The sequence below is a fragment of the Nocardioides sp. Z24_21 genome (assembly GCF_058134345.1).
Genome location: NZ_JBYTTH010000001.1, coordinates 602,509 through 615,192 on the forward strand (window position 1 = coordinate 602,509; position 12,684 = coordinate 615,192).

General features: G+C 72.1%; 13 protein-coding genes. 4 read left to right on the forward strand and 9 right to left on the reverse strand.

All coding sequences use genetic code 11. The features are described 5' to 3' along the window. The 8 genes from AC3X7Z_RS02940 to ileS form a co-directional block, all read right to left on the reverse strand. Positions 1–423 carry a hypothetical protein gene (locus AC3X7Z_RS02940; protein WP_186340603.1) on the reverse strand — a complete coding sequence of 141 codons (423 nt, stop codon included), beginning with the start codon at positions 421–423 and terminating at the stop codon, positions 1–3. A gap of 16 nt (positions 424–439) precedes the next feature. Then, positions 440–739 carry a DivIVA domain-containing protein gene (locus tag AC3X7Z_RS02945; protein ID WP_241005178.1) on the reverse strand — a complete coding sequence of 100 codons (300 nt, stop codon included), beginning with the start codon at positions 737–739 and terminating at the stop codon, positions 440–442. Then, entirely contained in the window at positions 736–1,527 is a 792-nt protein-coding gene (locus AC3X7Z_RS02950) for an LOG family protein (RefSeq protein WP_186340602.1), read from the reverse strand. Before AC3X7Z_RS02950 ends, AC3X7Z_RS02945 begins: the two co-directional genes overlap by 4 nt. Beyond that, positions 1,524–2,582: a succinyl-diaminopimelate desuccinylase gene (dapE, locus tag AC3X7Z_RS02955; RefSeq protein ID WP_489974946.1), complete on the reverse strand. Its 1,059-nt coding sequence runs from the start codon at positions 2,580–2,582 to the stop codon at positions 1,524–1,526. The genes AC3X7Z_RS02950 and dapE overlap by 4 nt, the downstream gene beginning before the upstream one ends. 48 nt (positions 2,583–2,630) lie before the next feature. Beyond that, positions 2,631–3,839: a hypothetical protein gene (locus AC3X7Z_RS02960; protein ID WP_489974947.1), complete on the reverse strand. Its 1,209-nt coding sequence runs from the start codon at positions 3,837–3,839 to the stop codon at positions 2,631–2,633. A 4-nt stretch (positions 3,840–3,843) separates the two neighbouring features. Beyond that, positions 3,844–4,530: a hypothetical protein gene (locus AC3X7Z_RS02965; RefSeq protein ID WP_489974948.1), complete on the reverse strand. Its 687-nt coding sequence runs from the start codon at positions 4,528–4,530 to the stop codon at positions 3,844–3,846. Beyond that, the gene (locus tag AC3X7Z_RS02970) at positions 4,527–5,813 is read right to left on the reverse strand and encodes a hypothetical protein (protein ID WP_489974949.1); all 1,287 of its coding nucleotides are present in this window, start codon (positions 5,811–5,813) and stop codon (positions 4,527–4,529) included. Before AC3X7Z_RS02970 ends, AC3X7Z_RS02965 begins: the two co-directional genes overlap by 4 nt. Before the next feature lie 68 nt (positions 5,814–5,881). Further along, entirely contained in the window at positions 5,882–9,097 is a 3,216-nt protein-coding gene (gene ileS, locus AC3X7Z_RS02975) for an isoleucine--tRNA ligase (RefSeq protein ID WP_489974950.1), read from the reverse strand. Positions 9,098–9,448: 351 nt separating this feature from the next. Here ileS and AC3X7Z_RS02980 point away from each other — a divergent pair, with 351 nt between their 5' ends. The 4 genes from AC3X7Z_RS02980 (at position 9,449) to AC3X7Z_RS02995 (ending at position 11,389) form a co-directional block, all read left to right on the forward strand. Further along, complete coding sequence (locus tag AC3X7Z_RS02980) at positions 9,449–9,856, forward strand: hypothetical protein (RefSeq protein ID WP_186340593.1); 408 nt, start codon at positions 9,449–9,451, stop codon at positions 9,854–9,856. After that, positions 9,856–10,053 (forward strand): helix-turn-helix transcriptional regulator, encoded by a 198-nt coding sequence (locus AC3X7Z_RS02985; RefSeq protein ID WP_186340592.1) that lies wholly within the window; start codon positions 9,856–9,858, stop codon positions 10,051–10,053. The genes AC3X7Z_RS02980 and AC3X7Z_RS02985 overlap by 1 nt, the downstream gene beginning before the upstream one ends. A 106-nt stretch (positions 10,054–10,159) precedes the next feature. Beyond that, positions 10,160–10,762, forward strand: a complete 603-nt coding sequence (locus AC3X7Z_RS02990) for a PepSY domain-containing protein (RefSeq protein WP_186340591.1) — start codon at positions 10,160–10,162, stop codon at positions 10,760–10,762. 54 nt (positions 10,763–10,816) lie between these two features. After that, complete coding sequence (locus tag AC3X7Z_RS02995) at positions 10,817–11,389, forward strand: mycothiol transferase (RefSeq protein ID WP_489974951.1); 573 nt, start codon at positions 10,817–10,819, stop codon at positions 11,387–11,389. On the opposite strand, the gene AC3X7Z_RS03000 is transcribed toward AC3X7Z_RS02995, so the two are convergent. Further along, positions 11,379–12,632: a hypothetical protein gene (locus tag AC3X7Z_RS03000; RefSeq protein WP_489974952.1), complete on the reverse strand. Its 1,254-nt coding sequence runs from the start codon at positions 12,630–12,632 to the stop codon at positions 11,379–11,381. The genes AC3X7Z_RS02995 and AC3X7Z_RS03000 overlap by 11 nt on opposite strands. Positions 12,633–12,684 lie beyond the last annotated feature (52 nt).

Below are 12,684 nucleotides of genomic sequence, written 5' to 3' on the forward strand. Positions count from 1 at the left end.
TCAGACCGCCGCGGTGAGATAGGCGTAGGTGAAGACCAGCACGCCGACCACCATGCCGAGGTGGGCAAGCAGCGAGAGTCCCGGCCCGTCGCTCCACGAGTCGCCGGCCGCCGCCGGGGCATGACGTCCCCTGGCAGGCAGCCAGCGAGCGAGGATGAGGAGACCGCAGATGGCGGTCACCCACCAGCAGGCGATCGCGAGGATCCCGACCAGTGGTCCGCCGACGGGCGAGTCCTCCGGCGCGACGAGCACGCCCAGCCAGAGGACGAGTGCCACGACGCCCGACCCGAAGTGCACCCAGGGGACCCGCCTGCTGATGGACAGCCGGCCCGCCGCGCTCTCGCCGCGGAGGCGGAGCCGGGTCAGCACGATCGCCACGGCCGCCAGGGCCGTGAGGATCCAGACGACGATCGGGAACGACATGACGCGGGAGTCTGCCCTAGTCGCTCAGCGGCTCGCCAGACGAGGGTCCCGGGCCCGGCTCGCGGCGCCGCCGCTCCTCCATCTCGGTGGCCAGGCGGGCCAGCAGGGCGTCGACCTCGGACATCCGGTAGCCGCGCAGCGCGAGCGGGAACCGCACCCTGCGCAGGTCGTCGGCCCCGATGGGGCGCCCCTCGGGCAGGTCGAGGTCGGGACGGTCGTCGTAGGCCGGGGGCATCGAGCCGCCGCGGCCCGAGGCGATCACCGCGACCCCGCCCATGGCGAGGACGATGAGGACGGCGAAGAACCACATCATCATTCGGGCCGCTCCGGAGCCGGGGTGGGCCAGCGATCCGCCCGCGCGGCGACCATCAGCTCGACCGCCTCGTCGACGTCGTCGGTGACCACCATCATGTCGAGGTCGGCGGCGTTGATCTTGCCCTCGGCGAGCACCGTCTCGCGCAGCCAGTCGACCAGGCCGGACCAGTAGGACGTGCCGATGAGCACGATGGGGAACGAGGTGACCTTGCGGGTCTGGACCAGGGTCAGCGCCTCGAAGAGCTCGTCGAGGGTGCCCACGCCGCCGGGCAGCACGACGAAGCCCTGGGAGTACTTGACGAACATGGTCTTGCGGGCGAAGAAGTAGCGGAAGTTGATGCCCTTGTCGACCCATTGGTTGAGCCCGGACTCGAAGGGCAGCTCGATGCCCAGCCCGACGCTGACCCCGCCGGCCTCGCACGCACCCTTGTTGGCCGCCTCCATCGCGCCGGGACCGCCGCCGGTGACGACGGCGAAGCCGGCCTCGACGAGCCGCCGGCCGACCTCCTCGCCGACGGCGTACGCCGGGGCGTCGACCGCGGTCCGGGCGGAGCCGAACACCGCGATGGCCGGGCCGAGCTCGGCGAGCGCGCCGAAGCCCTCGACGAACTCCGCCTGGATCCGCAGCACCCGCCACGGGTCGGTGTGCACCCAGTCGGTCGGGCCACGGGAGTCGAGGAGGCGCTGGTCGGTGGTGCTGCCCTCGTGGACCTGGCCGCGCCGCTCGATCACCGGGCCCGCCATGCGGCCCCCCTGGCGATCGCCGGGCAGGTCGGTGCGCTCGCTCATGCCAGCCACTCCTTGAGGATGCGCTCGCACCGCTCGACGTGCTCGGCGGGGACGTGCTCGTCCTGCTTGTGGGCGAACATCGGGTCGCCGGGGCCGAAGTTGACGGCCGGGACACCGAGCCTGGTGAACTGGGCGACGTCGGTCCAGCCGAACTTGGGGGCGACGTCGCCTCCCACCGCGTCGACGAAGGCCCGCGCCGCGGGACGGTCGAGGCCGGGCATCGCGCCCGCGGCCATGTCGGTGACGGTGAGGTCGTAGCCCTCGAAGTAGTCGCGGACGAACGCCTCGGCGTCGGCCTCGCTGCGGTCGGGGGCGAAGCGGAAGTTGATCTCGACGACGCACTCGTCCGGGACCACGTTGCCGGCCACGCCACCGCGGATGCCGGTGGCGTTGAGGCCCTCGTGGTAGGTCAGGCCGTCGATCACGGGCTGGCGCGCGACGTAGGCGTCGAGCCGGGCGAGCACCGGGGCGACGAGGTGGATCGCGTTGACGCCCTTCCAGCTGCGCGCGCTGTGCGCCCGCTCGCCGGTGGTGCGCAGGTCGACGCGCATGGTGCCCTGGCAGCCGGCCTCGACCGCGGCGTTGCTGGGCTCCATGAGGATCGCGAAGTCACCCTGCACGAGGTCGGGGTCGCTCTCGGTGAGCTTGCGCAGCCCGTTGTGCACCGAGTCGACCTCCTCGGCCTCGTAGAAGATGAACGTCAGGTCGCGGTTGGGCTCGGTGAGGTCGGCGGCCAGCTTGAGCATCACCGCGTCGCCCCCCTTCATGTCGCAGCTGCCGAGGCCGTGGAGGATCCCGTCCTCGAGGCGACCGGGCAGGTTGTCGTTGCGCGGCACGGTGTCGAGGTGCCCGGCGAGGACGACGCGCTCGTCGCGGCCGAGGTCGGTGCGGGCCACGACCGTGTGGCCGCGGCGGGTCACCGTGAGGTGCGGCAGCGCGGTCAGCGCCGCCTCGACGGCGTCGGCGATCTCCTGCTCCTCGTGGCTGACGGAGGGGATGTCGACGAGCTGCCGGGTCAGGGTGACGACGTCGGCGGAGAGATCGAGGTGGGGCATGGGTCGATTCAACCAGCCGGACCCCTCGTCCGGTGCGGTGCGCGCACGTCACCGCTGCGCGAGGTCGCGCCCGCCTCGTCCGCGCCTGGGCGAACGCCTGTCCGGCTCCCGCAGGGCGCCGAGCAGGTCGTGCTCGAGCGCGCCGTAGCCGGTGCGGCTCCACGCGCCGAGGTCGAGCCGGAAGTAGTGCACGGTGCGGTCGCCCTGGATGAAGTCGAGGACGTCGTCGGGCTCGCGGCCGGCCCGGACGTCGCCGGCGCAGGCCGCGCAGGCGGGCACGTCGACCGCGCGGTCGTCGTCGCGCCACACGACCTCCGCCGTGGGCCCGGTGTGCAGCGGGTTGAACCAGCAGTGCACCGGCGGCTCCCACGCGGTGGATCCGCGCTCCTCCGCGCTCGCCCGGGCGTCCTCGCCGCGGCGCGCGAGCACGAGGGCACCCACGACGTCGGCGGGCGCGGCGTCCTGCGCCAGGATCGAGCGGGCGGCGGCGTAGTGGTCGAGCGCCTGCTGCCAGGCCTCGAGCGCGGCGGCGGTGCCGCCGGAGTCGCCGCGCCCGATGGCCTCGCCCAGCGCCAGCACCTCGGCCTCGGCCTGCTGGCGCAGGCGCCGGTCCTCCGCGGAGCGGACCGTGTGCAGGACGGTGGCGGGGAGGGTGAACCCCGACGGGCGCAGGCGGCGACGCCTGCGCCAGACCACCAGCGCGCGCACGACGGCGACCAGCGCGGCGAGCACGCCGATGCCGACGACGACCTCCGAGGTCTGCAGGCCCTCGTCGGCGGTCCAGGAGTACCTCTCGTCGGAGGGGACCTCGTGCCAGAGGTCCTCGGCGTTGCCGTCGTCGAGGAGCTCGGCGACGCGCACGACCTGGTCGACCACCGCGTCGGGGTGCTCGTGGTTGGCCACGTTGGCGACATAGATCGCCTCGGGCTGGTCGCCGAACTCCTGCAGGCTGAGGCTGGGCTCGCTCCACTCCTCCCACCCGACGTAGGTCGCGTCGGGCTCGGCGGCGCTGTCCTGCAGCCAGGCGCTCAGGCTGGTGAAGCTGCCCTGGAAGCGCTCGTCCTCGATGTCGACCTCGATGAGGACGACCTTGAGGTTGCTGTCCTGCGCCGTGGCGACAGCATCCTCGATGCGTGCCTCGTCGGCGGCGGAGATGTCGTGGCTGCGGGCGAACGCGGGGTCGATCCAGACCCCGTCACCGGCGAGCTCCTGCTCGATCTCGGCGATCGTGGCGTCACTGATCTGCTCGCTGCTCATGTCCTCACCCAACCTTCCGTCGTCGGGTCCCGACCCACCAGCGCAGCACGCCGAACGCGGGCAGCACGCCGAACGCACCGAACAGGACGGCCGCGCCGAGGCCGCCCCACAGGCCCCCCCAGTAGTCGAAGTCGCTCGGCGGGGCGGGCTCGGTCGGGAGGGGCTGGGCCTCCCAGGTGGCCATCTCCTCGGCGAGCCGCACGAGGGCCGGGCCGGGCTGGCCCTTGGTGCGGGACTCGACGTAGTGCTCCTCGAGCCCGACGGCGCCGGGGTCGGTGCTGCCGGTGTCCCACAGCACGACGTAGTGGCCCTCCTCACCGACGGCCGTCCACCACTGCGGCCCCACGCCCGACGCGGTGTAGCCGACGTCGTTGGTGTCGGGATAGGGCAGGTAGGCGATCCTGGCCGGCACCCGCGAGCCGGCCAGCACCGCCTCGGCCTCGGCCAGGTCGTCCGGCGGGATGCGGCCGCTGAGCATCGGGTCGACGGCCACCCGGCTGTCCTGGCGCAGCAGCTCCTGGACGGTGTCCACCGGTCCGGGCACGACGTCCTGGCGGCCGAAGACCTCTGCGCGCAGCGCGATGTCGTCCTCCTCCCGGGACTCCTGCCACGACTGCGTCCAGAGCCCCAGGGCGGTGCCTGCGACGACGCCCACGAGCGCGCCGATCGCCCAACCGAAGCGCCGGATCACGGCTCACCCACTCGCTCGGCGAGCACGTCGCCGGCCAGGTCGTCGGTGATGGCGCCGAAGCCGGTGCGCGCCCACACGTCGTCGCGCTCCCAGTAGGGCACGGTGCCGCGACGGTGCGGCAGCCGGTGGGGCAGGCGGAGGTGACGGGGCGTCGCGCCCTGGCCCACCGCGGTGGCGCACGCGGGACAGCACGGCACCTCGACCGTGCCGTCGCCCAGGCGCCACGAGGCGGTGGCGGTGCCGTCGGGGTGGCGCGGGTCGAAGAAGCACGGCACCAGCGCCGCGCCGCTCCCGCGGCGGCCCCGTCCGAGGTCGTGCGCGCCCATCTGGGCGATCGTGCGGGCGCCGATCACGTCGCCGATGTCTCCGGAGGCCAGCAGCGGCTCGACGGCGTCGCGCGCCGTGAGGGCGCGGGCCGCCACGTCGCGGTCGCGCAGGGTCTCCCAGTCGGTCTTCTCCAGCGACCGCGTCAGCGCGTCGGCGAGGCGCACGGCGCGCTTGCGCTCGTCCTCGAGGTCCGGGGGCGCCACGGCGTACGTCGCCGCCTTCTCCGCCGTCGGCGCGACGGCGCGACGCGGGGCGCCCCGACGCGGCCACCCCCGCAGTGACTGGCCCACGAGCAGCGCCACGACCAGTCCCCCGAGACCTCCGACGAGCGCGGAGAGGCCCGACGCCGCCGTGCGGACCGAGACGTACTCCTCGGACGTGGGGCGCCAGTCCGCGGTGGCCGCGACCCGCACCGCGTAGCGCGCCAGGTCCTCGACCTCGGTCTCTTCCAGGGTCACCGGGTAGTCGTCACCGGACGGCTCGCGGGCCATCTCCACCAGGTCCTCGGCGGCCAGCACCTGCGCCTCCGCCTCGGCGACCGCCGGCGGGTAGAGGTAGTCCTCGGTGCCGATCCGGTAGCCGCCCACCTCCTGCATCGCCTCGTCGAGCGCGTCGTCGTTGCGCCCGGCACCGAGGCTCAGGCGGGAGGGATTGGTGTCCAGGCCGTAGGCGAAGACCTGCTGGATGCCCTCCGTGGTGTCGAGGACGTAGAGGCCGTCGCCGAGGCGGCGGTTGAGCAGGCCGGCGAGCGCCTCGGTCGCATCGATGGCGTCGTCCGGCAGACCCTTCGGCTGCTCCACGAGCGCGACGTAGACCGGGAACGGCGTCTCCCGCACCAGTGCCGCGATGCGGTCGTGCGACTCCTGCGCCGCCCCCGATCCCATCACCCGGTCGACGACCACGCCGTCCTGGCGCAGCGCCTCGGCAAGCGAGTCGACATCGGTCGGTCCATCCATGCAGCTTCTCCCCCGTCAGTGCAGGCGCGTGTGCGCGCCGGCTCCCCTCTTTCCCCGCAACCGGTGGTTCACACCCGAGCGACCTGTACGCCCACCTCCGCTGCGTCCGCGTAGGACACCGACGTGGCCAGGGTCTCCTCGGCGATGAGTCCCTCGTGGGTCCGGGCCGCGGCAAGGGTGGCCTCGGGGCCGCTGATCGTCACGCCGATCCGGTCGCTCACCTGCAGGCCGGCGTCCTTGCGGGCCTGCTGGACGGCGCGCACCAGGTCGCGGGCGGTGCCCTCGGCCTCGAGCTCGGGCGTCACCGCGGTGTCGAGGACGACGAAGCCGCCGCGCGGCAGCATGCCGATCGCGCGGTCGTCGTCCGACGTGCCGGCCACCGTCTCGAGGGCGTACTCCCCCTCCACCAGCGCCAGGCCACCGGACGTGACGGTGCCGTCGTCGGCGACCGACCAGTCACCGGACTTCGAGCCCTTGATCGCGAGCTGGACGTCCTTGCCGAGTCGCGGCCCGGCTGCGCGGGCGTTGACCGTGAGCCGCTGCGAGACGCCGTACGACGCCGCCTCGGGCGCGTCAGCCGCCAGCACGTCGACCGCCTTGAGGTTGAGCTCGTCGGCGACCAGCTGCTCGAAGCCGGCCAGGTCGGTCTCGGTGACCACGGTCAGCCGGGCGAGCGGGAGCCGGTTGCGCAGGTTGGCGGCCTTGCGCAGCGCCGAGCCGGCCGAGCAGACGTCGCGGACGGTGTCCATCGAGGCCACGAGCGCGTCGTCGGCGGGCAGGCTCTCGGCGGCCGGCCAGTCGGTGAGGTGCACCGACCGCTCGCCGGTCAGGCCACGCCAGACCTCCTCGGTCGTCAGCGGCATGAGCGGCGCCGTGACCCGGCAGACGACCTCGAGCACGGTGTAGAGGGTGTCGAAGGCGTCGGCGTCCTCGTCCCAGAAGCGCTCGCGCGAACGGCGGATGTACCAGTTGGTCAGCACGTCGAGGAAGCCGCGCGTGGAGTCGCACGCCGCCGCCACCTCGTAGTCGTCGAGCTGGTCGGTCATCGCGGACACGTAGTCGCGCAGCTTGGCCAGGATGTAGCGGTCCATCGGGTGCGCGCTGTCGGTGCGCCAGGTCGCGTCGTGCCCCTCGTCGCCGCCGGCGGCGTTGGCGTAGAGGCTGAAGAACGACCAGCTGTTCCACAGCGGGATCAGCACCTGCCGCACCGAGTCGCGGATGCCCTGCTCGGTGACGATCAGGTTGCCGCCGCGCAGGATCGGGCTCGACATGAGGAACCAGCGCATCGCGTCGGCGCCGTCGCGGTCGAAGACCTCGCGCACGTCGGGGTAGTTGCGCAGGGACTTCGACATCTTCTGGCCGTCGTTGCCCAGCACGATGCCGTGGCTCAGGCAGGTCGAGAACGCCGGCCGGTCGAAGATCGCGCCGGCGAGGACGTGCATCGTGTAGAACCAGCCGCGCGTCTGCCCGATGTACTCGACGATGAAGTCGCCCGGGAAGTGGTGCTCGAACCAGTCCTTGTTCTCGAACGGGTAGTGCACCTGCGCGAACGACATCGAGCCGGAGTCGAACCACACGTCGAGCACGTCGGTGACGCGCCGCATCGTCGACCGGCCGGTCGGGTCGTCGGGGTTGGGCCGCGTCAGCTCGTCGACGTAGGGCCGGTGCAGGTCGGGGTTGCCGTCCTTGTCGCGCGGCAGCGTGCCGAAGTCGCGCTCGATCTCCTCGAAGGACCCGTAGACGTCGATGCGGGGGTAGTGCTCGTCGTCGGACTTCCACACCGGCACCGGGCTGCCCCAGAAGCGGTTGCGGGTGATCGACCAGTCGCGGGCGTTCTCCAGCCACTTGCCGAACTGGCCGTCCTTGATGTGCTCGGGCACCCAGCGGATGTCCTGGTTGAGCGCCATCAGGCGCTCCTTGACCTTGGTCACCTCGACGAACCACGACGAGACGCCCTTGTAGATCAGCGGCTGCCGGCAGCGCCAGCAGTGCGGGTAGGAGTGGTCGTAGGTCTCGCGGCGCACCAGGACGGTGCCGGGCGTGACCGAGCCCGCGGGCTCGCCCCTCGTCGCCGCCTTGAGGTGGTCGATGATCTGCAGGTTGGCGTCGAAGACCTGCATGCCCTCGTAGTCGGTGACGGGGAACGTGAAGCGGCCGTCCTTGCCGACCGGCATCACCGCCTCGATGCCCTCGCGGTCGGTGACGACCTTGTCGTCCTCACCGAAGGCGCCGGCGGTGTGCACCAGCCCGGTGCCGTCGGTGGTGGTGACGAACTCGGCGGGCACGAGGCGGAAGGCGTGCTCGTGGCCCGCGTAGTAAGAGAACGGCGGGGCGTACTCGAGGCCGACGAGGTCGGCGCCCGTGCCGCGCCAGGTGACCTCCGGGTCGCTCTGCCCATCACGAGGGGCCAGCTCGCGAGCGTACGACGCCAGCCGGGCCTCGGCGAGCAGGTAGCGCTCGGGGCTGCCGGTGGGGCCGTCGGAGGTGACGACGACGTAGTCGATGTCCTCGCCGACCATGACGGCGAGGTTGGCCGGCAGGGTCCACGGCGTGGTCGTCCAGACGAGCACCTTGACGCCCTTGAACGGCCCGTCGGTGGTGACGTCGTAGCCGACGGTGACGGCCGGGTCCTGGCGCATCTGGTAGACGTCGTCGTCCATGCGCAGCTCGTGGTTGGACAGCGGCGTCTCGTCCTGCCAGCAGTAGGGCAGGACGCGGAACCCCTCGTAGACCAGGCCCTTGTCGTGGAGCTGCTTGAAGGCCCAGATCACCGACTCCATGTAGTCGGGGTTCATCGTGCGGTAGTCGTGGTCGAAGTCGACCCAGCGCGCCTGGCGGGTGACGTAGTCGCGCCACTCGCCGGTGTACTTCATCACCGACGCGCGGCAGGCCTCGTTGAACTTCTCGATGCCCAGCTCGGCGATCTCGTCGGTGGTCTTGATGCCGTTGAGGCGCATCGCCTCGAGCTCGGCGGGAAGGCCGTGGGTGTCCCAGCCGAAGCGGCGCTCCACCTTGCGCCCGCGCATCGTCTGGTAGCGCGGGATCAGGTCCTTGACGTAGCCCGTCAGCAGGTGGCCGTAGTGGGGCAGGCCGTTGGCGAAGGGCGGTCCGTCGTAGAAGACGAACTCGTTGGCGCCGTCCTCGCCGGCCTCGCGCTGCTCGACGCTCGCCCGGAAGGTGTCGTCGGACTCCCAGTAGGCGAGCACCGCCTCCTCGATGTCCGGGAAGCGCGGGCTGCTGGGGACCGTGGTCGCATCGGTGTGCGACACCTTCGGGTAGGTCATGGGCGGCACTCCTGCGGTGGCGTCGTACGTCTCGGTCTGATGACACGAGGACGACAGGGCTGCCGCGGTACCACCTCGCTTGCTCCCCACCGTCGGGGAACCGCTCGTTCGTCGGCTGTGTCGGGCCGCACCCGCCGGGTTCTAGTGAGGTGGCGGCCGGCTCGCCGCACCCGTTCTTCCCGAGGCTCGCCGCTGATGACGGCTCAGACGCCTGCGGCGATCGTACGACCGGCGCGCCCGGCCGCGCCAATCGGCTCCACGAACGGTGTCAAAGAAACTTGACATCCGGGCGAGAGTCCGGCATCGTCGCTGATGTCAAAGAACTCTAACACCTACCGAGGAGCGACCCCGATGACCACGACCGCACGCACCCCCCTGTCCCCCTGGCTGAAGGCCGCCGTCCCCGCGGTCGTCGTGGCACTGGCCGTCGGCGCCGGCGCCGCAGCAGTGCGCACCGACGCACCCGACGGCCTCACCTTCGCCGTGTTCGCCGCGATGACGTTCCCGTTCGTCCTCGCGCTCGGCGCCCTCCTGCTCGACCGGAGCGAGCATCCCGAGCAGCACGAGGACTCCGTCGAGAGGCAGTGGACGACCCGCGCCAGCAGCGGCGCCTTCTTCGACACCGTGACCGCCATGGGACTGACGGTCTTCGCCACCGCGGTGCTCGACACCCGCAGCGCGCCGCTGTGGATCTTCGTGATTCTCGCGCTGGCCGACTTCACCGCCCGGCTCGCCGTCCTCCGTCGCCGGGAGTCCTGATGCACAACACGCTCCGGTCCCTGCGCGAGGCGGCAGGCATGTCGCAGGGCGAGTGCGCCACCGCCCTCGGCGTCTCACGCCAGACGGTGATCTCCATCGAGAAGGGCCACTTCGATCCACGCCTCTCGCTCGCCTTCCGGATCAGCCGGCTCTTCGAGGTCCGGGTCGACGAGGTCTTCGTCCCCGACCCCGAGTGAGGTGACCACCGGCTTTGCCTGCCGTTGAGGAACGGTTGGCCCGGCCTTAGCACCCAGCGGCGCACCGTGGAGACGTACCGCTCACCGACTCGAGGAGACGCTTCCCATGAACGTTCGTCGCACCGCGCTCGCCGCCCTCGCCCTCCCTCTGTCGATCGCGCTCGTCGCGTGCGGCGACGACAGCGCCGACGACGCGTCGGACGACCAGTCGGCCTCGTCGAGCCCCGCCAGCCCGTCGGACTCGTCCAGCTCCGCCGACACCGAGACCGACGCCCCGTCCGATGCCGACGCCCCCGTGCTCGCGGCCGTGCTGACGGCCGTCGAGGCGGTGCCGGGCGGCACGCTCTTCAGCCTCGACCAGGAGGTCGACGGCTGGGAGGCCGAGGTCGTCGACGCCGACGCGAAGGCGTTCGACCTCACGGTCTCCGCCGACGGCGCCACCGTGACCCGCGACCCGGTCGAGGACACCGACGCTGAGGACCGTGCCGAGCGCGAGCGGCTGCTCGCCGACGTCGACCTCGACCCCGAGGAGGCGCTCGCCGCCGCACGGGGCGCCGTGACGACCGGGACGATCACCGGGCTCGACCTCGACGTCGACAAGGGCACGCCGGTGTGGGACGTCAAGTTCGACGAGGACTCGGCCGTCGAGCAGACCGTCGTCGTCGACGCCGCCACCGGCGACGTGCTTCGGACCATCAAGGGCGACTGAGGCCGCACGCCTATCGACTGGACGCCCGGGAGCGGGCTGCGGTTGGCTGGGCGGATGGCTCACCCCGGATACGACGGCATGTGGCTCCCGACCGACCAGGATCCCCGGATGCAGGCGGGGCCGACGAGGGGCGAGCGCGAGTGCCTCGTCGGCTATCTCGAGCACTACCGCCAGACGCTGGCGCTGAAGTGCGACGGCCTCACCGCCGAGCAGCTCGCCAGCAAGGCGGTGCCGCCGTCCAACATCTCGCTGCTGGGTCTCGTGCGCCACATGGCGCGCGTCGAGCAGAGCTGGTTCCGCCGGGTGCTCGAGGCCCGGACGGACATCCCGCGGCTGTTCTCCGGTGACGACGAGGACGCTGGCTTCGACTTCCCCGACGCCGACGACGAGCTGGTGCGCGCCAGCCACGAGCTGTGGCAGTCGGAGGTCTCCTACGCCCGCGAGGTGCTCGACCGCACCGACCTCGACACCGTCGTGGACGTCCACGGCGACCCGGTCGAGGTGCGACATCGTGGTCCACATGATCGAGGAGTACGCCCGCCACTGCGGGCACGCCGACCTGGTGCGCGAGTGCATCGACGGCCGCGCGGGTCAGTGACGGGCACCCGCGACCGGGTCAGCGCCTGAGCCTGGCGGTGAACCTCTCGATGGCGGTGCACCGCGCCGGGCCGTAGTAGGAGAACCTCCCGACCGCCTTGGTGCGGCTGACGAACTCCAGATCGAGGTAGGCCGCGTAGGCGGCGCTGCTCTCCTGGTCGTTGCGCTCCGTGCCGACCACCTCGTTGTTGCGCGGGATCGTGGTGGTGACGAAGCTGTAGGTGTTGTTGGTCGTCGTGGGCATGTCGGGGTAGCCGCCGCAGGTCGTCCGGGCGTTGATCCGGAAGCCGCGCACCTTGCTACCGCGGACCGTGAAGCTCACTCCGCCGGCCGACCAGCTGCCCGCCTTGGGAGGCGCAGGAGCCGGGCGTCGCCGGAGCTTCACCGTCGCCCGACCGAGCGCCTGGCCCTTCTCGCTGACGGTGAGCCGCAACGTGCCCTTCGGCCGCGTCAGCCGGGCCCAGACATGGCCGTCGATGTCGTCCTGCCCCTGCAGCGAACCCAGCGCGAGAGGTCGCACCTTGACGCCCTTGCCCGCGCCGGTGACCGCGACGTCGCGGGCGCCGATCCCCTCCGGCGAGGCGTTGGACACCGTGACCGGGATCCGGGTCCACACGCCCTTCACGAGCCGGTCCTTCCTCGGCGCCCGCACCGCGAGCTCGGGCGTGGCCGCGACGACGTCGAGGACGCTGACGAAGGCGTCGTAGGGCGGCGTGCCGGGCCCGGAGTCCACGAGCAGCACCGCGCAGTCCCACCCGGCAGCGCTCGCGAGGTCGGGAGTCTCCTTGTCGTCGTAGAGCAGGACGTCGGGGATGTAGCGGTAGAGCCAGGCGACGCTCATCTCCTCGACGGTGCAGCTGGTGCCCTGGCGGCTGCCGAAGCCGAGCACCGTCCGGGTGCTGGCGTCGGGATCTCCGGCCCCCATCGCGGTGTCGAGGCTGTAGTCGTAGATCAGGGAGTCGTCTTGCCAGTGGTAGCCGTAGTCCACCGTCACGGAGAGGCTTCCGCCGGGCATCACGAACTGGTGGTGCGGAGCGGTGCTGGTGGGCATGCCGGCCACCCGGTTGGCGGCGGTGAAGGTCGCCGTCGCGCTGATCAGCTGCTCGGCGCCGGCTCGGCGCTGCCGAGGGCCCTTCTCCCCGATCTCGAACGACTGGCCGACGAGCGCGCCGCCGGGGGCGCTCGGCTCGGTCCCGCCGGCCGGCGCTGTCACGCCGACCAGCAGCCCTCCGCCCAGTCCGATGGCGGTCGCGATCGCGATCGTCCTGCGCATGCGTCTTCCTCCCCCGTGGCACCGACCCCGTCGGCTGCGGTCAGTCTGCCCG